Annotated in this window: 21 protein-coding genes; 6 read left to right on the plus strand and 15 right to left on the minus strand. The window is 72.2% G+C overall.

Translation table 11 applies throughout. The annotated features are described in order from the left end of the window. Positions 1–134: 134 nt before the first annotated feature. The gene (locus ACFFGY_RS08670; RefSeq protein WP_377044077.1) at positions 135–473 is read left to right on the plus strand and encodes a P-II family nitrogen regulator; all 339 of its coding nucleotides are present in this window, start codon (positions 135–137) and stop codon (positions 471–473) included. Positions 474–493: 20 nt separating this feature from the next. Next, positions 494–1,891, plus strand: coding sequence for an ammonium transporter (locus ACFFGY_RS08675; protein WP_377044078.1), 1,398 nt, complete (start codon positions 494–496; stop codon positions 1,889–1,891). Positions 1,892–2,014: 123 nt separating this feature from the next. Here ACFFGY_RS08675 and ACFFGY_RS08680 read toward each other — a convergent pair whose 3' ends face one another. Further along, positions 2,015–2,242 carry a hypothetical protein gene (locus ACFFGY_RS08680; protein ID WP_377044079.1) on the minus strand — a complete coding sequence of 76 codons (228 nt, stop codon included), beginning with the start codon at positions 2,240–2,242 and terminating at the stop codon, positions 2,015–2,017. Between the two features lie 227 nt (positions 2,243–2,469). Between ACFFGY_RS08680 and ACFFGY_RS08685 the strand changes: the two genes are divergently transcribed. Continuing rightward, positions 2,470–2,796 carry an antibiotic biosynthesis monooxygenase family protein gene (locus ACFFGY_RS08685; RefSeq protein WP_377044080.1) on the plus strand — a complete coding sequence of 109 codons (327 nt, stop codon included), beginning with the start codon at positions 2,470–2,472 and terminating at the stop codon, positions 2,794–2,796. Between the two features lie 65 nt (positions 2,797–2,861). Here ACFFGY_RS08685 and ACFFGY_RS08690 read toward each other — a convergent pair whose 3' ends face one another. Next, on the minus strand, positions 2,862–4,277 hold the full coding sequence (locus tag ACFFGY_RS08690) for an MFS transporter (RefSeq protein ID WP_377044081.1): 1,416 nt from the start codon (positions 4,275–4,277) through the stop codon (positions 2,862–2,864). Then, a complete protein-coding gene (locus tag ACFFGY_RS08695; protein ID WP_377044082.1) occupies positions 4,274–5,698 on the minus strand; it encodes a glycosyltransferase family 4 protein in 1,425 nt (474 codons plus the stop codon). Before ACFFGY_RS08695 ends, ACFFGY_RS08690 begins: the two co-directional genes overlap by 4 nt. A gap of 267 nt (positions 5,699–5,965) precedes the next feature. Between ACFFGY_RS08695 and ACFFGY_RS08700 the strand changes: the two genes are divergently transcribed. Then, on the plus strand, positions 5,966–8,026 hold the full coding sequence (locus tag ACFFGY_RS08700) for a glycosyltransferase family 4 protein (RefSeq protein ID WP_377044083.1): 2,061 nt from the start codon (positions 5,966–5,968) through the stop codon (positions 8,024–8,026). A gap of 110 nt (positions 8,027–8,136) precedes the next feature. Here the strand turns inward: ACFFGY_RS08700 and ACFFGY_RS08705 are convergent, their stop codons facing one another. From ACFFGY_RS08705 to phnG, 10 genes are all read right to left on the minus strand, one after another. Next, positions 8,137–9,345, minus strand: a complete 1,209-nt coding sequence (locus ACFFGY_RS08705) for a YncE family protein (RefSeq protein WP_377044362.1) — start codon at positions 9,343–9,345, stop codon at positions 8,137–8,139. A 223-nt stretch (positions 9,346–9,568) separates the two neighbouring features. Beyond that, positions 9,569–10,405, minus strand: a complete 837-nt coding sequence (locus ACFFGY_RS08710; RefSeq protein ID WP_377044084.1) for a creatininase family protein — start codon at positions 10,403–10,405, stop codon at positions 9,569–9,571. A 115-nt stretch (positions 10,406–10,520) separates the two neighbouring features. Next, positions 10,521–11,135 carry a phosphonate metabolism protein/1,5-bisphosphokinase (PRPP-forming) PhnN gene (gene phnN, locus ACFFGY_RS08715; protein ID WP_377044085.1) on the minus strand — a complete coding sequence of 205 codons (615 nt, stop codon included), beginning with the start codon at positions 11,133–11,135 and terminating at the stop codon, positions 10,521–10,523. Further along, positions 11,128–12,285 (minus strand): alpha-D-ribose 1-methylphosphonate 5-triphosphate diphosphatase, encoded by a 1,158-nt coding sequence (locus ACFFGY_RS08720; protein WP_377044086.1) that lies wholly within the window; start codon positions 12,283–12,285, stop codon positions 11,128–11,130. Before ACFFGY_RS08720 ends, phnN begins: the two co-directional genes overlap by 8 nt. 7 nt (positions 12,286–12,292) lie before the next feature. Then, positions 12,293–13,000, minus strand: coding sequence for a phosphonate C-P lyase system protein PhnL (gene phnL, locus ACFFGY_RS08725; protein ID WP_377044087.1), 708 nt, complete (start codon positions 12,998–13,000; stop codon positions 12,293–12,295). Continuing rightward, positions 12,997–13,767, minus strand: a complete 771-nt coding sequence (phnK, locus tag ACFFGY_RS08730) for a phosphonate C-P lyase system protein PhnK (protein ID WP_377044088.1) — start codon at positions 13,765–13,767, stop codon at positions 12,997–12,999. Before phnK ends, phnL begins: the two co-directional genes overlap by 4 nt. Beyond that, entirely contained in the window at positions 13,764–14,690 is a 927-nt protein-coding gene (locus ACFFGY_RS08735; RefSeq protein ID WP_377044089.1) for an alpha-D-ribose 1-methylphosphonate 5-phosphate C-P-lyase PhnJ, read from the minus strand. Before ACFFGY_RS08735 ends, phnK begins: the two co-directional genes overlap by 4 nt. Beyond that, the gene (locus tag ACFFGY_RS08740) at positions 14,687–15,793 is read right to left on the minus strand and encodes a carbon-phosphorus lyase complex subunit PhnI (RefSeq protein WP_377044090.1); all 1,107 of its coding nucleotides are present in this window, start codon (positions 15,791–15,793) and stop codon (positions 14,687–14,689) included. Before ACFFGY_RS08740 ends, ACFFGY_RS08735 begins: the two co-directional genes overlap by 4 nt. A 4-nt stretch (positions 15,794–15,797) precedes the next feature. Next, positions 15,798–16,400 carry a phosphonate C-P lyase system protein PhnH gene (phnH, locus tag ACFFGY_RS08745; protein ID WP_377044091.1) on the minus strand — a complete coding sequence of 201 codons (603 nt, stop codon included), beginning with the start codon at positions 16,398–16,400 and terminating at the stop codon, positions 15,798–15,800. Further along, positions 16,397–16,867: a phosphonate C-P lyase system protein PhnG gene (phnG, locus tag ACFFGY_RS08750; RefSeq protein ID WP_377044092.1), complete on the minus strand. Its 471-nt coding sequence runs from the start codon at positions 16,865–16,867 to the stop codon at positions 16,397–16,399. The genes phnH and phnG overlap by 4 nt, the downstream gene beginning before the upstream one ends. A gap of 84 nt (positions 16,868–16,951) precedes the next feature. On the opposite strand from phnG, the gene phnF reads away from it, so the two are divergent. Next, positions 16,952–17,674 (plus strand): phosphonate metabolism transcriptional regulator PhnF, encoded by a 723-nt coding sequence (gene phnF, locus ACFFGY_RS08755; protein WP_377044093.1) that lies wholly within the window; start codon positions 16,952–16,954, stop codon positions 17,672–17,674. A gap of 303 nt (positions 17,675–17,977) precedes the next feature. Then, complete coding sequence (locus ACFFGY_RS08760) at positions 17,978–19,096, plus strand: Gfo/Idh/MocA family protein (protein WP_377044094.1); 1,119 nt, start codon at positions 17,978–17,980, stop codon at positions 19,094–19,096. Between the two features lie 34 nt (positions 19,097–19,130). Here ACFFGY_RS08760 and phnE (ACFFGY_RS08765) read toward each other — a convergent pair whose 3' ends face one another. Both phnE (ACFFGY_RS08765) and phnE (ACFFGY_RS08770) read right to left on the minus strand, forming a co-directional pair. Continuing rightward, the gene (phnE, locus tag ACFFGY_RS08765) at positions 19,131–19,991 is read right to left on the minus strand and encodes a phosphonate ABC transporter, permease protein PhnE (protein WP_377044095.1); all 861 of its coding nucleotides are present in this window, start codon (positions 19,989–19,991) and stop codon (positions 19,131–19,133) included. Then, entirely contained in the window at positions 19,988–20,881 is an 894-nt protein-coding gene (gene phnE / locus ACFFGY_RS08770) for a phosphonate ABC transporter, permease protein PhnE (RefSeq protein ID WP_377044096.1), read from the minus strand. Before phnE (ACFFGY_RS08770) ends, phnE (ACFFGY_RS08765) begins: the two co-directional genes overlap by 4 nt. Positions 20,882–20,886 lie beyond the last annotated feature (5 nt).

Here is a 20,886-nt window from a genome sequence, read left to right on the forward strand (position 1 = left end):
TCCTGCCGCAATGCACAGGATTTGGGCAGGGGGTGAGAACAATCCGTTACGTGGAAGAGGCCGCAGGCCATGCACGCGGGCGTGGCATGGGCTTCGCATTGCCGCCCCGGCGGAGGAACAGGGGGCCGCGGCGCATGAAGCTGGTCATGGCGATTATCAAGCCCTTCAAGCTGGACGAGGTGCGCGAGGCACTGACGCCGCTGGGAGTGCAGGGGCTGACGGTGACGGAGGTCAAGGGTTTCGGGCGGCAGAAAGGCCAGACCGAGATCTATCGCGGCGCGGAGTACCACGTCAGCTTCCTGCCGAAGCTCAAGATCGAGGTTGCGGTGCCGGCCGACCTAGTGGACGCGGTCGTCGAGGCGATCGCCAACACGGCCCGGACCGGCAAGATCGGGGATGGCAAGATCTTCGTGATGGATGTTGAGCGCGCCATGCGCATCCGCACCGGTGAAACCGACGACGCGGCGATCTGAAGGGGGCCTTGAGGGGACAGATGAGTGAGTTGACCAAGGCGCGTCTGCGACGCGCCGCAGCACTTGGCTGCGCGGCGCTGCCGATGCTGATGCTGGCCCTGCCGGCGCTGGCGCAGGGGACGCCCGGCGCGGTGGACGCCACGCCGGCACCGACGGCGGCGCCCGCCACGCCCGACACGGGCGACACGGCCTGGATGCTGACCAGCACCGCGCTGGTGCTGATGATGACGGTGCCGGGCCTGGCGCTGTTCTACGCCGGCATGGTGCGCAAGAAGAACGTGCTGGCGACCATGATGCAGTCCTTCGCCATCACGGCGATCGTGACGATCGTGTGGATGGTGGCGGGCTACTCGCTGGCCTTCGGCGAGGGCAATGCCTACGTGGGCGACCTGTCGAAGTTCCTGCTCAGCAACGTGGCCGAGAACTGGAACAGCCCCTTCACGCTGGGCTCGGGCGACGCGGCGGTGGCCTTCACCATCCCCGAAACCGTGTTCCTGATGTTCCAGATGACCTTCGCGATCATCACCCCGGCGCTGGTCACCGGCGCCTGGGCCGACCGCATGAAGTTCTCGGCGCTGGTGGTGTTCACGATCCTCTGGTCGCTGATCGTGTATTCGCCGATCGCGCACTGGGTGTGGCATCCCAATGGCTGGATCTTCGCGCTGGGCGCGCTGGATTTCGCCGGCGGCACGGTGGTGCACATCAACGCCGGCGTCGCGGGCCTGGTCGGCGCGGTGGTGCTGGGCAAGCGCGTGGGCCTGGGCCACGACAACATGTCGCCCTTCAACCTCGGGCTGGCCGTGATCGGCGCCTCGCTGCTCTGGGTGGGCTGGTTCGGCTTCAACGCGGGTTCGGCCGGGGGCGCCGGCGGGCGCGCGGGCATGGCCATGCTGGTGACGCAGGTGGCGGCCGCCGCGGCGGCGCTGGCCTGGGTCTTCGCCGAGTGGGCCATCAAGGGCAAGCCGTCGGTGCTGGGCGCGATCTCGGGCGCGGTGGCGGGCCTCGTGGCCATCACCCCGGCCTCGGGCTTCGTGCTGCCGATGCCGGGCCTGATCATCGGCGTGGTGGCGGGCCTGACCGGCTTCTGGGGCGCGACCGCGCTGAAGCACTGGTGTGGCTACGACGACAGCCTCGACGCCTTCGGCGTGCACGGGCTGTGCGGCATCGTGGGCGCCCTGCTGACCGGTGTCTTCGCCTACGGCCCGCTCTCGGCCACCACGGCGCTGCCGGACGGTACCTCGGGCTCGGCGGCGCAACTGCTGATCCAGTTCTACGCGGTGGCGGCGACCTTTATCTACACCGCGGTCGCGACCTGGATCATCCTGAAGGTGATCGACGTGGTGATCGGCCTGCGCGTCACCACCGAGGAAGAGCGCGAAGGCCTCGACATCGTGCTCCATGGTGAGCGCCTGGAGTAATCCGGGCCGCGCACCAGGCGGGGCGACGGGAAAAGGCGCCGGCGGAGGGATCCGCCGGCGCCTTCTTCATGTCCGCTGCCATCTGCCGGCCGGTCAGGACCGCCGGCAACCTACGCTAAGCTCTTAGCGGAGCGGCTCCAGGTAACGGCCCTGGATGTCCTGGGCGGAAACCTCGATGCGTTCCTGGTCCCACAATCCCTCGTTGGTCCAGACGCCGTCCTCGGGCTGCCAGAGCAGGGGAACCGGCTTGGAACCGGCGTGGTGCACGTGCGGGTTGAGCTTGATCCAGTGCCACGCTTCCACCGCGCGCCATTCCTCGGGCGGTGTACCGGTCCAATCCTTGGTTGCCATCGCTGTTCCCTGGTCGTGCCTGTTCTTTGAAAACGTCCGCATCAGCGATTTCATGACGCCGTGGCGACGTTGCGGTTGCAATGATGAACACAGCTTATGGTTGATGTTCCGTTAATCGGAACGTCTGGAGGGCCGACATCTTCGTGAGCAACTGCTGCGGCCTGCTTGGCAGCGCCTCGCCTGCCCCTCAGCTTGGGCGACGGATCGCAGCCGAGGGATAACGCCGCATGTTCATCGCCATGAACCGCTTCAAGGTTCTTCCTGGCTCGGAGGCCGAGTTCGAGGAGGTCTGGCGTTCCCGCGACTCCCGCCTGCGCGAGGTGCCGGGCTTCGTGGAGTTCCACCTGCTGCGCGGCCCGGCGGCGGAGGACCACGTGCTGTATGCCTCGCATACAGTCTGGGCGAGCCGGGGGGATTTCGAGAACTGGACGCGCTCGGACGCCTTTCGCGCCGCGCACCGCAGCGCCGGCGGCACCAAGCCGCTCTACCTCGGGCCGCCGCAGTTCGAAGGGTTCGAGCCGGTGCAGGCCATCAGCGCCGACCCGGGGCGCTGAGCATCCGGCCCGGACCGGGGGAGGTTCCCCGGTCCTTCAGTCCTGGACCCTTCAGCCCCGACCCTTCAGCGGTGGGCGGTGGAGGGCAGCAGCCGCAGCATGCTGACCACGGCCGCCAGGGCGGCGGCACCGGCGCCCAGCAGCAGCGCCGTGGTCGGGCCCACGGCGCCGAAGCGGGCCAGCACCAGCGCCACCAGCGCCGCGCCGACCGTTTGGCCGAGCAGGCGCGCTGTGGCCAGCATCCCGCCGGCGCCGCCCGAACGCTCCCGCGGGGCGGAGCCCAGCATGGCGCGGTTGTTGGGGCTCTGGAACAGGCCGAAGCCGGCGCCGGCCAGGGCCATCCGCCAGCCGATGTCCCAGGCCGCGGGCGCCGACGGCAGGAAGGCCAGGGACAGCAGCCCCAGCGCGAACAGCGCCAGCCCCGCGCCCCCGAGCAGCCCGGGACTGTAGCGGTCCGCCAGCCGGCCGGAGATCGGCGCCACCACGGCGGTGGCCAGCGGCCAGGGCGTCATCATCAGCCCCGTCTGAACCGCCGACAGCCCGACACCGTTCTGCAGCAGGAAGGGCAGCGAGGCATAGGCCAGCATCTGCGCCAGGAAGGAGCAGACCGAGGTTCCCACCGACAGGGCGAAGATGGGGATCCGCATCAGGTCCACCGGCAGCAGCGGCGCCGAGGCCGAGACCTGCCGCGACAGCAGCCACCCGCCGGCCAGCAGGGTCACGGCGAACTGCGCCACGGTTTCCGTGAGCGAGCCGCCGTAGCTGATGCTGTCGAGCCCGGTGATCAGCGTGCCGAAGGTCGCGGCGCAGAGCAGGGCGCTGACCCAGTCGAAGCGGCGCTTCGCGAGCGGGCTGAGGGGCAGGCTGCGCCAGCCCAGGAACAGCGCCGCCAGCCCGATCGGCACGTTCACCGCGAAGAGCCAGGGCCAGCTCGCCACCAGCAGGATGCCGCCCGCGATCGTGGGGCCCAGCGCCGAGGAGGTCGCCACCACCAGCGCGTTGACGCCGATGCCGCGGCCCAGCATGGCGCGGGGATAGGTGAAGCGGATCAGCGCCGCGTTGGTGGACATGATGCCCGAGGCGCCCAGGCCCTGCACCACGCGCGACAGCGTCAGCGCCGTCATCGAGCCCGACAGCGCGCAGGCGGCCGAGCCCAGCACGAACACCGCCACCCCCACCACGTAGACCCGGCGATAGCCCACGATCTCGCTCAGCGCCGCCAGCGGCAGCAGCGTGACGGTGATCGCCAGCTGATAGGCGTTGACCACCCAGATCGAGGTCGAGGGCGCGACCTGCAGCTCCTGCGACAGGGTGGGCAGGGCGACGTTGGCGATGGCCCCGTCCAGCACCGCCATCATCACCGACACCGCCACCGCGAGGGCTGCCCAGAAGCGCTGCGGCATGGGCAGCCCGTCGGGGTGGAATTCCTCCTGGATGGCGGGCCGGTGGTCCGCCTGCGTCCGGGCGGGGCCGGCGGTCATGCGGCCCTGCCGGATGCCAGGGTCCGCGACGCCGCGGCCGGTGCGGCCGCTGCCCCCGCCCGGGCAGGGGCGCCGTCGAGCCGGACGCCGAGGCGGGCGTAGAGATCGGTGAGGCGGCGCTCGTAGTGTTCGGCCGAGAACAGGGCCGCGCGCTGCGGCCCCACCATGGCCAGGTGCTCGCGCAGTTCCGGCTGCCCATCCAGCGCGCGGATGCCCTCGGTGATGGCGCGCACGTCGTAGGGGTCCACCGTCACCGCCGCGTCGCCCACGACCTCGGGCAGCGAGGAGGTGTTGGAGGTCAGCACCGGCGTGCCCAGGCTCATCGCCTCCAGCGCCGGCAGGCCGAAGCCCTCGTAGAGCGAGGGGAACAGCGCCGCCCGGGCGCCGCGGATCAGGCTGAGCAGCAGGCGGAAGGGGGCGTAGTCCAGCAGCACGATGCGGTCGCGCAGCTTGCGCTGCATCAGCGTCTGGGGCTCGCCGCCACCCTGCGGCAGCATCCAGCGTTGGTGGTCCTCGTAAAGGAGGCGCAGCTCCTCCTGGCTCTTCCAGGCCTGCTTGCCCACGATCACCAGCGGCAGCTCGGTGCCCGAGGCGAGGTAGGCCTCGATCATGCGGCCCACGTTCTTCTTGGGCTCGATGGCGCCGAAGAACAGGTAGTAGCCTTTCCATTCCAGCCCGAAGGAGCCCATCACGTCGTCGCGGGCCTCGGGCTCGGGCTTGCGCGCCAGCTTCGCCGGCAGCTCCACCGACTGGTAGGTGTTGGTGACCTTCTCCGGCGGGCAGCCCAGCAGGTTGATGATGTCCTGCCGCGAAGCCTCGCTGACCGTCACGATATGATCGGCCTCGCGCACCAGCAGCCGGTTGAGCCGCAGGTAGCGTCGCTTGTGGTCCAGCGTGGTGTAGGGCAGGCGCAGCGGCACCAGGTCGTGCAGCGTGTAGATGTTGCGCGTGCCCCGCGCGACCACCGGCACCGGGTAGGTCCAGTGCATGATGTCGGGACGCTCGGGCAGGCGCACCTTCAGCCGCTCGTAGTGCCACTTGAAGTGGTTGGCCGAAAGGCTGAACAGCTCCTCGATGTTCCACAGTCGGTCGTAGTGCGGCAGGCGGGCGTCGAAGGTGCGGGTGATGACGCGACCCGTCATCGGCACGGGCTCCGCCTTGTTGCCGATCATCGGCAGCACCAGCCGGCGGAAGGTGCGGATCATGCGGCCGGGCTTGCTGGGCGCGCCGACGCGGCCGTCGAAGAAGGCGATCTCGCGGATCAGCGGGTCCTTGGCCGGGCTGGCGCGGGTGCCGTAGAGCACGTCCACCTCCGCGCCCATGGCGCCGAGCCGGAAGGACAGGTTGCGCGCGTAGGTCGCCACGCCCGTCCCCTGCTCCAGGCCGAGATTGTATCCGTCGATCGTGATTCTGGGCGCCATGGTCCAAGGCTAGAGCGGATCGGCGGCCCGGCATATCGCGCAGCCGGGAGAAATCCGCCCGCCGTACCCCGCCAGACCTCCGCTGCACCGGCGGCGCCACGCGCGATGCCGGGAGGAGCTCGGCGCAACCCCCGGTAGCCAGCGGCCCGGTGCGAAGCGCGGGGCACGGGATCGCGGCGCGGCGCCGGAACGTTTGTGGGCTGCAAAGCGCCTTGGCTGGCCAGCCTTCGTCTTGACGCGGCGCAGCGGGCATGGTGCGCATCGCCCATGCCCGACGCCGCCGAACTCCTCAGCCAGGCCAATGCCGCCCGCGACACGCGCCAGTGGAGCGCGGCCGCGGCGCTCTACGGCGAATACCTCGCGCTGCGCCCGGATGACCGGGGCGTCATCGTGCAGCGCGGGCACATGGTCAAGGAAGCCGGCGACCCCGCCGCGGCCCTGGCCCTCTACGCCGAGGCCGAGGCGCTGGACGACACCGAGGCCGACATCCACCTGCAGATGGGCCACGCGCTGAAGCTCCTGGGCCGCGAGGCGGAGGCGCTGGCGCGCTACGCCCGCGCCAGCGCGATCGAGCCGGCCGCGGCCGACACCTGGGTGGAATGGCACGCGCTGGCACACCGCAGCACGCCGGCCGTACGCCGCGTCACCGGCGTGGCGCTCGACCTGTCGGACCTGGCGGTGTGGATCCTGGGCGACCGGCGCGCACCCTCGGGCATTCAGCGCGTGCAGTACGAGGTTGCGGCAGGCCTCCTGGCCGACGAATCGGTGGTGTTCTGCGCCATGCTGCCCGCTGGCGCGGAGGGCGTGGGCGGCGGCTGGCGGGAATGGCCCAAGCCGTTGCTGGAGCGGCTGCGCCGGCTGTCGGCGAGCGGCAGTGATGCTTCGGAGGAGATCTGGCAGGAAGCGGCGGTGCTGCTGCGCGACTGGCTGGCGCGCGCGCCGGACCTCGTGCTGGCGCCCGGCGCGCTGATCCTTTGCCCCGGCACGGCCTGGGTGCTGCCGCAGTATTCTGCGCGGCTGCTCGCGGCGCGCGCCGCCGGGGTGCGCCACGTGCCGCTGCTGCACGACGCCATGCCGCTGGCGGTGCCCGAATGGTGCAACGCGTCCACGGTGGAACAATACGCGCGCTGGTTCTCGGCCCTGCCGATCCTGGCCGACGCGATCCTGTGCAACTCCGAGGCGACGGCCGCGGATCTGCGCCGCTTCGCCGGGCGCTACCTGCCCGAACTGCCGCTGCCGCCCGTGGCCGTGGTGCCGCTGAACGGCATTCCCGCCGCGCCGGAACTTCCGGGCGAGGTGCCGGCGGCGCTGCGCGAGCGGTCCTACGTGCTGTGCGTCGGCACGATCGAGGGGCGCAAGAACCACGCGCTGATCTTCCAGGCTTGGCTGAACATCCTGCGGCAGCTGGGCCCCGCCTGCCCGGTGCTGGTCTGCGTCGGCAGGCCGGGCTGGCGGGCGGAGGGCGCGATGGCGCTGCTCGACGCTTCGCCCGAGCTCAAGGCGCGGGTGATGATCCTCCATGACGTGGACGACGCCACGCTGCGTGCGCTGACCGAGAACTGCCGCTTCGCCGTGTGCGCCAGCCATGCCGAGGGCTGGGGCCTGCCGGTGAGCGAGGCGCTGGCGCTGGGCCGGCCGGTGTTGGCGGCGGCGCACTCGGCGCTGCTGGAAAGCGGTGCCGGCGGGGCGGTGTTCTTCGCGCCCAACTCAGAGCCGGATTTCGTGGCCAAGGCGCTGTCGCTGATCGCCGATCCCGCGCCCGCCGCGGCGGCGATCAAGGCCAAAGGCGGCTGCCGCCCCTGGGGCGCGGTTGCGGCATCGATGCTGGAGGCCGCCCGTTCGCTGCTGCGCGAGGCCGGCGCGGCGGCGATGCCGGAACTGCCGCCGGGCCTGCGGGTGCGCCTGTCGCCGCCGCCCGGACGCCGGCCTTCGCTGGAAGCGGGCCTTGCCGGCACCCTGCCGCGCGGCGAGGGCTGGGGTGCCGCCACGCCGTTGGGCCGGCTGTTCAGCGGCACCGCGACGCTGGGCCTGCGGGCCCCGGACGAGGCGCTGCGCGTCGTGCTGGAAATCACCCCGGTGGCCGGAGCCGCGGACCTTCGGCTCACCGCCTGGCGCGACGGCGCGGAAGACACGGTGACGCTGCGGGTGCCGCCCGAAGGCGCCGAGGCGGCGCTGGAACTTCCGGCCGGCGGCGAGGTGCTGGAACTGGAGCTGGAGGGCGAAACCCCGGTGGCGCTGCGCTCCGTGGGATTGGCCAGGGTCGGTCAGGCGGAGGACCGGCTGCGGCTGCTGGAAGCGCAGGAGCTGGTCTTCGCCACCCAGCGCTGAGCCACCCAGCGCGGGGCCACCCAGCGCCGAGCCACCCCGGCGCGGGGTTGCCCACCGCGGGGCCGCACAGGCCCCGTGGGGCTACGCCGCGGCGCAGCCCCGCCCGCCGATCAGCGCAGGATACCCGTGTGGCCCAGCGAGTAGCGGCCGGGCAGCGGCCAGACCGTCAGCCCGTGCGGCTCGGCGCCCACGCGGATCTTCCGCACCGATCCGTCGGTGGTGTTGAAGGCGTAGACCACGTCGTCGTAGCGGCCCGACAGCCACAGCAGCTTCCCGTCGGCGCTGACATTGCCCATGTCGGGGCTGCCGCCGCCGGGGATCGGCCAGTTGGCCACCACCTTGCCGGTCGCGAAATCCACCACCGACACGCCGCCCGGACCGCCGCGCTTGCCGTGCACCGAGTGCGAGCCGCGGTTGGCGACGTAGAGCTTGGTGCCGTCGCGGCTGGGATACAGGCCGTGGGTGCCGATGCCGGTCTGGATGAAAGCGGTTTCCTTGAACGTGTCGCCGTCGATCACGAAGATGCCGTCGGCCATCATGTCGGCCACGTAGAAGGTGCGCCCGTCCGGCCCGACGCGGATGTCCTGCGGCATGCCGCCGCGCGACAGCTTGAGGTAGCCGATCACGGTGCGGTTGATCGGGTCGACCTTCACCAGCTGCCCGCCGAACTCGCAGGTGAAGATGGCGTAGCGCCCATCGGCTGAGAAGTCGGCGTGGTTGATGCCGCGGCAGTTGGGCGTGTCGAGCGAGGACTGCAACTCCATCGAGTGCGGGTCGCGGAAATCCAACCGCTTCCGCGCCTCGGCCACCACGATCGCGGCCTTGCCGTCGGGGGTGAAGTACATGTTGTACGGGTCGTCCACCGTCACCGGCTCACCCGGCTTGCCGGTGGCGGCGTCGATCGGCGTCAGGCTGCCGTCCGGCTTGCCCTCGGCATTGTTGGTGACCCAGAGGGTGCGCAGGTCCCAGGATGGCACGACGTGCTGCGGCGAGCGCCCGACGGGGAAGCGGTCCACGACCTTCATGGTCTCCGGATCGATCACGTAGACGTCGTTGGAGCGCAGGTTGGGCACGTAAACGCGCGACAGGTCGGAGCGCACGCGCGGGTCGAGCGCCGGCCCGGTGACGTCGCTGTAGATGTTGCGCGGGTCGGTGACCGGCGGCATGCCGGGCACGGTGTCCACCCGCGCGGGCTCGGCCCCGGTCGAGGGGGCGGCGGGCGCCTGGGCAGGGGACTGCGCCGGAGCCTGGGCCGCAGGAGCCTGGGCGGCCGGGGGCTGAGCCGCGGGGGCCTGCGCCAGGGCCAGCCCCGGCAGCATGAGGGCCGTGCCCAGCAGCGCGGCGGCCAGGCTTCCCCACGGGTGGCGGAAACGCGGCGAAAGGGATGCGGACGGTCGGATCATGCAGATCGTTCCTGTAAGCGAGCGATGAGGGTGGGTCCAGGGCCGTCGGGTGGGATGACGGTTCCAGGAAAGGCTGGGGGCGGGGGTGCGCCCGGGCGCAGGTCGCGGGCGTGCCCTCGGGAATGCTCCCCCGGGGGCGTCAGGGGCGCTTCGCGGTGGCCTGGCGGATCGCCGCCACCGTTTGTGCCACGATGGCCTCGGTGCCCAGGCGACCGAGCTCGGCCGTGGCAGGGCGGGGATCGCCGCCGTACACGCCATCCGCCGTGCCGGGCTTGGGGGCCGACTGAAGCTCCCGGCTGCGGACGAGGTCGGGCGCGGTGGCCAGCGTCAGCGCCGTGTCCATCAGGTCGGCATGGGTGCCGATATCCGCGCCGAGGCCGCGCGCCTTCAGCGCCGGGGCGAAGCTCGTTTCGATCGCGCCGTAATACTGGCTGATGTAGTGCGCCCGGGCGCGGCCGTTGTTCCAGCGCCGGTTCAGCGTTTCCGCGACGTGGCGCAGGTTGGACTGGTAGCCGCCATGGTCGCCGATCAGCACCACGTCGGTGAAGCCGTGCGCGGCGAAGCTTTCGGCCGCCCCTTCCACCATGCGCTCGAAGGCGTCGGCGGGAATGCTGATCGTGCCCGGAAAGCGCATGTGCGAGGAGGGCGGGCTGGTGTTGCCCTCGGGCACGTAGGCGATCACCGGCGCCACCAGCGCATTGCCCAGCTGCCGCGCGATGCGCTCGCTCAGCACCGCCGCGCGGGCATTGTGCTTGCCCACCGCGATAAAGGGGCCGCTCTGCTCGGTGCCGCCGACGGGGATGATCACGGTGGTGCGCCCGGCGCGCGTGGCGTCGCGCACCTCGGTCCAGGTCAGCTGCTCGATCCGCACCGTGTCGGGCGCCTGCGCGGCGGCCGGCGGCGCGGCCAGCAGCGGCGCCGCGAGCAGCAGGGCGAGGAGCAGCGATGCGTGACGGCGCGACGAGGCGGATGTCATGTGCGGCGGGGTCCCGGACACGGAAGGCGGCCTTACTACACCGGCCGGCCGGGGCGCGACAGCGGCGGCGGCGACCGGTCCGGCGCCGCAACATGGGCCCGCGCCCGGGGGCGTCCTAGCGCCGCCCGCGCAGGTGTTCGAGCAGCAGCGCCACCGCGTCCTCCGGCCGGCCGTCGTTGTGGATCACCAGTTCCGCCGCGACCGGCGCCAGGGTGGCGGATCGGTGCAGGCGCACGCGCAGGTCGCCGTCCTCCGCGCGGGCCCGTCCGGCCAGGCGGCGGGCCAGCGTTTCGGGCGCGGCCGTGACCTCCACCACCGAAACGCCGGGCAGCCGCGACCGGGCCCCGGGCACCACCTGGCGCGACACGTTGGCCACCACGATCCGCCCCGCCCGCGCGTCCAGCAGGGTCTGCGCGGGAAGCGCGTAGGAAAGCCCGTGCGCGTCCCAGTCCAGCGCGAAGCGGCCAGCGGCTCGCGCCTCGCCGAAGGCCTCGGGCGACAGGCTGTCATGGTCCTCCCAGGCGGAGGACGGGCGGGTCACCACGCGCCGGGCGAAGACGAAGCGGTCGTCGCCCGCCAGCGCGGCGCGCGCTCCGGCGATCACCGTGTCCTTGCCGGCCCCGGACGGACCGACCACCAGCACGAAGCCGCCCGTTGCGGCGCCGTGCCGCGCGCCGGGGATGGAGGGTGCGGCGTTTATCGGCGCGGCGGACGAAGCGTCGTCAGACAATGCGCCGCCCCTCGCGCCACACCTGCCGCACCACCGGCACCGGCATCTCTGCCGTGCCGCCGAGCTGCACCCGCGCGAGGTCGGCGCGCAGGCCCGCGGCGATGCGGCCGCGGTCGTGCAGGCGGGTGGCGGCGGCGGGGTTGGCGGTCACGGTGGCCACCGCCTGCGGCAGGCTGATGCCCGGCACCCGCGCCGGCAGCTGGAAGGCCGCCATCAGCAGGCTCGCCGGCACGTAGTCGGAGCTCAGGATGTCGAGCAGCCCTTCGCGCGCCAGCTCCTCGGCCGCGACGTTGCCGGAATGCGAGCCGCCGCGGATCAGGTTGGGCGCGCCCATCATCACCGTGATGCCGCCGGCGCGGCTGCGGGCGGCGGCCTCGACGGTGGTGGGGAACTCCGCCACCGTGGCGCCTTCGGCAGCGGACTGCTCCACGTCGCCCGCCGTGGTGTCGTCGTGGCTGGCAAGCGGGATCGAGCGGCGGCGCACGATCTCCACCAGCTGCGGGCGGTTCCGCTCGGCACGCTCCGCGCCGGTGGTCATGCGAAGTTCGGTGAGCGCCTTGATCTCTTCCAGCGACTTGCCGGAGCGGCGGGCGTAGGTGAAGTACTTCTCCACGTCGCGGAACTGCCGCTGGCCCGGCGTGTGGTCCATCAGCGAGATCAGGTCCACGGGGAAGCGGGCGGCGTAGTCCTGCACCACCTCCACCACGTCGGGCGAGGGGATCTCGCAGCGCAGGTGCGTGCGGTGCTCGGCGCGCAGCAGGTCGCCCCGGCGCGCCTCGTCGATCGCTTCCGTCAGCGCCAGCAGCTCGCTGCCCAACCCGCCGCCGTCGATGTCGGTGCCGGCGCGCAGGCTGTCGAACACGGTGGTGATGCCGGACGCCGCGATCTGCGCGTCGTAGGCCAGCACGGCGCCCAGCGGGTGCCAGCGCACCTTGGGCCGCGGCGCGTAGTGGCTTTCGAGGTGGTCGGTGTGCAGCTCCACCAATCCCGGGATCAGCAGGTCGCCGCGCAGGTCGAGGCTGTTGCCGGCGGGCGCGTCGCCCTCGCTGAAACCGGCGATCACGCCGTCCTCGATGCGGAGCCAGCCGTGGATCACCGCATCGGGCAGCACGATGCGGGCATTGCGGAGGATGTGGGGTGTGTCGGGCATGCTGTTCTCAGGCCGCCTGGGCAGCGAAGCGGGAAATGTCGACGACGCGGCTGGCCACGGCCTCGCGCACGTCCTCGTCGTGAAAGATGCCGATCACGGCGGTGCCGGCGGCGCGCTTGCGGGCGATCATGTCCACCACCACGGCGCGGTTGCGCGCGTCGAGCGAAGCGGTGGGCTCATCCAGCAGCAGCACGGGCCGGTCGGCGATCAGGCCGCGCGCGATGTTCACGCGCTGCTGCTCGCCCCCTGAAAAGGTGGCGGGTGGCAGGTGCCACAGCCGGTCGGGCAGGTTGAGCTCCGCCAGCAGTCCCTCGGCCCGCGCGGTGGCGGTGGCGGCGTCGAGGCCGCCATCGCGCCCGGCCGCCGCCACGACCTCCAGCGCACCGACGCGCGGGATGACGCGCAGGAACTGCGACACGTAACTCATCACGTCGCGGCGCAGCCGCAGGATACGGCGCGGATCGGCGGTGGCGACGTCCACCGTGTTCTCGCCGTCGCGCAGGCGGATGGCACCGCCGTCGCAGCGATAGTTGCCGTGGATCATCCGCAGGATCGAGGATTTGCCCGCACCCGAAGGTCCGCCCAGCACGACGCATTCACCGGGCAGCACCGCGAAGGACACGTCCCGCACCACCGGCAGAACCGTGCCGCCGCGCAGGTGCAGGGTGAAGCTTTTGCGCACGCCGTCCAGCGTGACGAGAGGATCTTGGTTCATGCCGCGAGCACCGAGGAGACCAGGAGTTGCGTGTAGGGCTCGGCCGGATCGTCGAGCACCTGGTCGGTCAGGCCGGTTTCCACCACGCGCCCTTCCTTCATCACGATCATCCGGTGCGACAGGAGGCGTGCCACCGCGAGGTCGTGCGTCACGATCACCACCGCGAGGCCGAGCTCGGCCACCAGCCCGCGCACGAGGTCGAGCAGGCGCGCCTGCACCGACACGTCGAGGCCCGAGGTCGGCTCATCCATCAGCACCAGTCGCGGGTGGGTGACGAGGTTGCGCGCGATCTGCAGCCGCTGCCGCATACCGCCCGAAAAGGCGCGCGGCGTGTCGTCGGTGCGGTCGGCGTCGATCTCGACCCGCCCCAGCCAGTCGATCGCGGTGCTGCGGATCTTGCCGTAGTGCCGGGCGCCGGTGGCCATCAGCCGCTCGCCCACGTTGCCGCCGGCCGAGACCGACATGCGCAACCCTTGCGTCGCGTCCTGGCGGATAAAGCCCCACTCGGTGCGCAGCAGCAGGCGCCGCTCGGCCTCGCCCAGGGCGAAAAGGTCGCGTTCCTCACCATTGGCATCGCGGAACAGCACCTGCCCGCGATCGGGCTGAAGCTCGGCGGCCAGCAGGCTCAGCAGCGTGGACTTGCCGGAACCGGACTCGCCCACCACCGCCAGCACCTCGCCGGCCTCCAGGTCGAAGCTGACATCGGCGCAGCCGAGGCGGCGGCCGTAATGCTTGCTCAGCCCCTCGACGCGAAGCAGCGCGCTCATGCGGCATCTCCCGTGCGGGCGTAGGGTGCTTCGACGCCGAGTGTGCCGCGATGCCCTTCCGCGCGGCGCGTTTCGCAGTGGTCGGTGTCGGAGCATACGAACATCCGGCCCCCGCGATCGTCCAGCACCACCTCGTCGAGGTAGCTGTGCCGGTCCCCGCAGAGCGCGCAGGGCTGCGCGAAACGCTGCACCGCGAAAGGATGGTCCTCGAAGTCGAGGCTGCGCACCGTGGTGAAGGGCGGCACGGCGTAGATGCGCCGCTCGCGCCCCGCGCCGAAGAGCTGCAGCGCCGGCGAATGGTCCATCTTCGGGTTGTCGAACTTCGGCGTGGGCGAAGGGTCCATCACGTAGCGCCCCGCGACCTCGACCGGGTAGGCGTAGGTCGTGGCGATGTGCCCGTGCCGCGCGATGTCCTCGTAGAGCTTGACGTGCATCAGCCCGTATTCCGCCAGGGCATGGAGGCGCCGCGTCTCGGTCTCGCGCGGCTCTAGGAAGCGCAAGGGTTCCGGGATCGGCACCTGGTACACCAGCACCTGCCCGGCCTGGAGCGGCGCCTCGGGGATGCGGTGGCGCGTCTGGATGATGGTCGCGTCCGCCGTGCGCGTGGTGGTGGTGACGCCGGCGGTGTGCTGGAAGAACTTGCGGATCGACACCGCGTTGGTGGTGTCGTCGGAACCCTGGTCGATCACCTTCAGCCGGTCCTCCGGCCCCAGGATCGCCGCCGTCACCTGCACGCCGCCGGTGCCCCAGCCATAGGGCATCGGCATCTCGCGCGAAGCGAAGGGCACCTGGTAGCCCGGGATGGCGATGGCCTTGAGGATGGCGCGGCGGATCATCCGCTTCGTGCCCTCATCCAGGTAGGCGAAGTTGTAGCCCGCCACGCCCATGGCGCCGGTCTCGGCGGTGTTCTGCGCGGCGCTCATTCCGCGGCCTCCCTGTGTGCGTCGGGTGTCGGGCGTTGCGCCGCGTGCTCGGCGCGCAGGCGCCGCACCAGTTCCAGCTCAGCCTGGAAGTCGACGTAGTGCGGCAGCTTCAGGTGCTCCACGAAGCCCGTGGCCTGGAGGTTGTCGCAGTGCGACAGCACAAACTCCTCGTCCTGCGCCGGACCGCGCGCTTCCTCGCCCAGTTCCTTGGCACGCAGGGCGCGGTCCACCAGCGCCATGGCCATGGCCTTGCGCTCGCCTTGGCCGAAGCTCAGCCCGTAGCCGCGGGTGAACTGCGGCGGTGCTTCGGCGGAACCCTTGAACTGGTTCACCATTTGGCACTCGGTGACGGTGATGCGGCCCAGCGGCACGGCGAAGCCCAGCTCCTCCGGCACGAACTCGACCTCCACCTCGCCCACGCGGATCTCGCCCACGAAGGGGTGGGTGCGGCCGAAGCCGCGCTGGGTGGAATAGCCCATCGCCAGCACGAAGCCCTCGTCGCCGCGCGCCAGCGCCTGCAGGCGCAGGTCGCGGCTGGCGGGAAAGCCCACCGGCTCGCGCGTCAGGTCGGGCACGGGGGCATCGGTATCCGGGTCGCTCGGCTCGATCAGCCCTTCGTCGCCCAGGAGCGAGGTGACGCGCGGCATCGGCTCGTTGATGTCGGCCGGCGCTTCGGCGGCAGCCGGCGGCTCCAGCCCGGCAGCCAGGGTGAAGTCCAGCAGGCGGTGCGTGTAGTCGAAGGTCGGCCCCAGCACCTGCCCGCCCGGCAGGTCCTTGTAGGTGGCCGACACGCGGCGCTTCACCGCCATCCGCTCGGTGTCGATCGCCTCGGAGGCGCCGAAGCGGGGCAGGGTGGTGCGGCAGGCCCGCACCAGGAACACCGCCTCGATCAGGTCGCCCCGCGCCTGCTTCAGCGCCAGCGCCGCGAGGCCCGGGTCGTAGAGCGAGCCCTCGGTCATCACGCGGTCCACGCCCAGGCGAAGCTGTTCCTCGACCTGCTCCACCCCGATCTCGGGCACCGCGCGATCGCCGCGCCTGGCATCGGCCAGGGCGCGGTGGGCGTTCTCGATGGCGGCCTCGCCGCCTTTCACGGCCACGTACATGCGATCAACCCTCCGTCACGACGGTGGAGCGGGGGATCGCCGCCACGCGGCCCGTGGCTACGAGGAGGTGGTCCAGCCCGCGCGGAAACAGCGCCCGGTTGCGCGCAAGGCGCCCGAGCATGTCGCCCGGCAGGGGCGCGGCGACGAGGCGGGCTTGCCCGTCGATCCCGGGGCCTTCCAGCCGCCAGCCGCTGCCCGCTTCCAGCCGGTCCACCGCCAGCACCAGCGTGGCCGAGCGGTCCGGATAATCCGGCGTGCCTTGCGCGAAGAGAGTGTGCGGCGGGCAGCTGGCCGGGGCCGCCAGCAGCGCGAAGCTGGCGGCGGCCGGGTCGGCGGTGATCGGGGCGCCCGTGTGGAAGCGCAGGAAGGCCGCCACCGCGGGCGCTTCCGCCAGGGTGGGGTCGAGCCAGACCGGCGCCTCGTGGTCCGCCAGCGCCAGCGCCACGGCCGCGAGTTCCGGCGTCAGCGGGGCCGGCGCCTCGGCCACGCCCCGCAGCGCCTGGATCGTGCCGGGGCGGGCGGTGGCCTCCATCACGGCGCGGAACACGGCTTGCGCGTCGCGCACCGGGTCGGTGAAGCCCTGGGTCAGCGTGCTGGTGGTGCTCACGCGTCCTCTCCCCGTACCATGGTGAAGAAATCCACCCGCGTGGCGGCGGCCTGCCGGGCGGCACGGGCGCGCTCCTCGCTCAGGCGGCGCCGCACCGGGGCCAGGGCTGACACCACGGCGGCCTGGTGCTGCGGCGACTGCCACAGCGCGTCGAGCGTGGCGGCCAGCCGGGCCCGCGCGGCGTCGCGGCCGAGATGGTAGGCGAAGCCGGTGCCGACCTCCTCCAGCGTCACCGCGGCGCGGGTCACCGTGGCCTCGCCCAGGTTGAAGCGCCGCCCGTCACCGCCGGCCCGGCCGCGCACCATCACCAGCCCGGTTTCGGGCCGCCGCAGGTCGCGCACGGGACCGCGGTAACCCACCGCCCGCAAGGCGTCGTGCAGCTCCTCGGCCAGCGCCTCGGCACAAAGCGCCATCACGGACTGCCGGTCCTCTGGCGCCGGCTCGGCTTCTCGTGTTCCGCTGCTCATGCGGCCTCGCGCCCCTTGCTGGTATGATTGTAGTATAGACAACTAGACAAATTTAGGAAGTGACATTTCGATGATGCGGGCCGCATGAACGCCGTGCTGCAACGAGGCCAGGGCCTGATCGCCTGGCGACAGATCGCCGACGCGCTGGAAGCCGAGATCGCCACCGGCGCTCTCAGGCCCGGCGCGAAGCTGGCCACCGAGGCGCAGCTCGCCACCCGCTTCGCCGTGAACCGCCACACCGTGCGCCGCGCCCTGGCGGCCCTGACGGAACGCGGGCTGGTGCGCTCCGCCCAGGGCAGCGGCACCTTCGTGGAGGCCGCACCCCTGCGCTACCCGATCGGGCCGCGGACGCGCTTCTCCGAGATCGCCACGGCCGCCGGGCGCGAAGCCTGGGGCCGCTTGCTGGAAGCCCATACGGTGCTCGCCGAGCCCTGGGTGGCCGAGGCGCTGGAACTGGCGCCCGGCACGCCGGTGCTGGCGCTGCATTCCCGTCACGAGGCCGACGGGGTGCCGATCTCGGCCGGGGTCACTTACCTGCCGCTGCCGCGCTTCGCGGGCTTCGACCGGCTCTACGCCGAAACGGGCTCCCTGACCCGGGCCTACGCGGCGCACGGCGTCACGGACTACCTGCGCCGGAGCACGCAGATCAGCGCGCGCATCGCCGAGCCGGCCGAGGCCGCGCAGCTGGCACTGGCGCCCGGGCGCGCCGTGCTGGTGATCGAGAGCGTCAACACCGATGCCGAGGGCGCGGTCATCCAGGCCACGCGGTCCTGCTTCGCCGCTGATCGGGTCACGCTCTCGGTCTAGGGGGCCCAGCGGGTAGAGGGGCGGGCAGGGGAGCGGGCAGAGGCGCCTCGACCACGCGGCCCGCGCGGCGCATGCTCCGCCGGCCGCGGCTGAGCCCCCGCCAGAGGGGCAGCACGGGCGGCGGGGAGGACGTGCGGCCATGACGCGACAGGAGCCAGAACAGCCGCGGCGGGAACGGCGCCGAGTGGAACAGCGTTGGGTGGAACAGCGTCGGGCAGGGCGGCGCCCAAGGGGACGCCCAAGGGGGTGCCCCTGGTGGCACCAGGCGGCGCGTTGCCGGGCAGGGCAGCGCGGAACGGGGCGATGCCGGAAGGCGACGGGCGTTTCCGCGTCGTGCGGTCCGGCCGCGTGAGCGCCGCGCGCTTCGCCGTCGTGGGCGGCGGCTTCCGGGCCCAGTATTTCCTGCGCCTCGCGCGCGCCCTGCCGGGGGAGCTGCGGGCCAGCGGGGTGGTGGTGCGCGACCCCGACCGTGCCGAGGCGCTGCGGGACCGCTGGAACGTCCCGGTGCATCCCAACCTCGCCGACCTGCTGGCGGCCGGGCGGCCCGACTTCGTGGTGGTCTGCGTGTCGCGCGGCCAGGCGCTGCCGGTGCTGCACGAGGTCGCGGCAGCCGGGCTGCCGGTGCTGACCGAAACGCCGCCCGCCGAGGACCTCGCGGGGCTGCACGAGGTCTGGGCCCTGGTGCGCGGGGGCGCCCGGCTGCAGGTGGCGGAGCAGTACCGGCTGCAGCCGATGAACGCCGCGCGGCTGGCGCTGGCGCGCTCCGGCCTGCTGGGCGAGGTGCAGCACGCGCAGGTGTCGCTGGCGCACGACTACCACGGCATGAGCCTGTTGCGCGCTTTCCTCGACACCGGCTTCCGGATGCCGCGCGTCACCGCCCGCCGCTTCGCCGCACCCCTGGTGGCGGGACCCGACCGGCAGGGGCCACCGCGCGAGTACCGGGTGACCCAGTCCACGCAGGTGATCGCGCAGCTCGACTTCGGCGACCGGCTGGGCATCCACGACTTCGCGAACGAGCAGTACCGGTCCTGGATCCGCGGGCCCCGCGTGCTGGTGCGCGGCGATCGGGGGGAACTGGACGGGGTGGAGGCGCGCTGGATCACCGACTTCGCGACGCCGGTGCAGCTGCGGCTGCGACGGATGGATGCGGGGCAGGACACCAATCCGGAGCCTTATTCCCATCGCGGCGTGCTGGCGGGCGAGCGCTGGCTGTTCCGCAACCCCTTTCCGGGCGTGACGCTCAGCGACGACGAGATCGCGGGCGCCACGATGCTGCGGGCCATGGCGGACTACGCCGGCGGCGGCGCCGGTCCCTACGACGCCGCGGAGGGCCTGCAGGACGCCTACCTGGCGCTGCTGATCGCCGAGGCCGCCGCGCGGGGCGAGGCGGTGTCGGGCGAGGCGCAGCCCTGGTGCACCTGACGACCGGTTTCGGTGGCGCGGCGGCGCCACCGGCTCAGCGGTGCCGCGCCCCGTCCGCCATGGCGGCGCGCAGGCGGGACGACACGGCGTCGATGATCCCCACGGTGACCAGGATCAGCAGCACGATGGCGGACACGCTCTGCCATTCCAGCGTGCGGATCATCTCCGACAGCATCAGCCCGATGCCGCCCGCCCCCACGATGCCGATGATCGCGGAGGAGCGCGTGTTGGACTCGAAGTTGTAGAGGATCTGTCCGGCCAGCACGGGCGCCACCTGCGGCAGCACGCCGTAGCGGATGCGGTGCAGCGGGTTGCCGCCGGCGGCGCGCAGGCCTTCCTCGGCGCGGCCGTCATCGGCCTCGATGGCTTCCGAGAAGATCTTGCCGAAAGTGCCCAGGTCCGAGGTGGCGATCGCCAGCACCCCGGCAAAGGGGCCGAGCCCCACGACGCTGATCCAGATCAGCGCCCAGATCAGCGCGTCCACGCCGCGGATGCCGTCCAGCGCCCGGCGCGACAGGAACTGCACCAGCCGGTTCACGGTGGTGTTGCGCGCCGCCAGCAGCGCCAGCGGCAGGGCCAGCACCGCGCTCACCAGCGTGCCGAGAAAGGCGATCGCCACGGTTTCCGCCAGCAGCCGCAGCATGCTGGAAAAGGCCGTCCAGGACCCCGGGTCCGGCGGCAGCATCAGTGTCAGGAAGTGCAGCAGCTGCCCGAAGCCCGACAGCAGGCGCCAGGGCTCGATCCCCAGGCGCCAGATGCCCAGCGCCAGCAGCGCCAGCATCAGCGTGGTGATGATCAGGGCGTCGCGCCGCCCGGCGGGCAGGGCGCGAAAGGCCGCCGGGTGGCGGGCGGCGATGCTCTCGCACTCGGCGAGGGCGGTGGCGCGCAGGTTCATCGCCGGGCCTCCGTGCCGATCAGGCGGTGGCGCACCTTCTCGGTCAGCATGTCGAGCAGCATCACGGCGACGATGATCATCAGCAGGATCGCCGACACGTCGTTGTAGTAGAACTTGCGGATGGCCTCGAGCAGGTCCTGGCCGATGCCGCCGGCGCCCACGAAGCCCAGCACCGAGGCCTGGCGGAGATTGATCTCGAAGCGCAGCAGCGTGTAGCTGGCGAAGTTCGGCAGAACCTGCGGCACTGCGCCGAAGCGCACCGCAGCCGCCCAGGGCGCGCCCGCCGCGCGGGCGCCTTCCACCGGGCGCATGTCGATGTTTTCCGCCACCTCGGTGAACAGCTTGCCCAGCGAGCCCAGCGAGTGGATCGCCAGCGCCAGAACGCCCGGAAGCGGGCCCAGGCCGAAGGCGATCACGAAGATCAGCGCGAACACGATGTCGGGCACGGTGCGGCAGAATTCGAGCAGGCGCTTCGCCGCCCCACGCAGCCAGCCCTGTGACACGAGGTTGCGCGCCGCCACGAAGCTCAACACGAAGGCCCCCGCGGCGCCGAGCAGCGTGCCGACATAGGCCATCAGCAGCGTGTCGGCGAGCAGCAGGCTCCATTTCCGCAGGCCCCAGAACCAGTTCGCCGGATCGGTCCAGACGCGGGTGCCGGGGGCCGCGTTCTCCAGCTGCGTGATGCGGTCGAAGTAGCCGAAGAAGGTGCCGATATGCTGCGCGAGCCGTGTCGGCGCGACCTGCGCCACCCAGCCCGACAGCAGCGTCAGCGCGACGACCACGAGCAGCCCGAGCAGGAGCGTGCGGTTACGCCGGCGCAGCACGGAGCGGTAGTCGTGCAGCAGCGCGTCGGCCGGCCCGCCGCGGCGGTCCAGGGTGGTGCTGGTCATGGTGT

It is taken from the genome of Roseomonas elaeocarpi, from assembly GCF_042433915.1.
Lineage (GTDB): Bacteria > Pseudomonadota > Alphaproteobacteria > Acetobacterales > Acetobacteraceae > Roseomonas > Roseomonas elaeocarpi.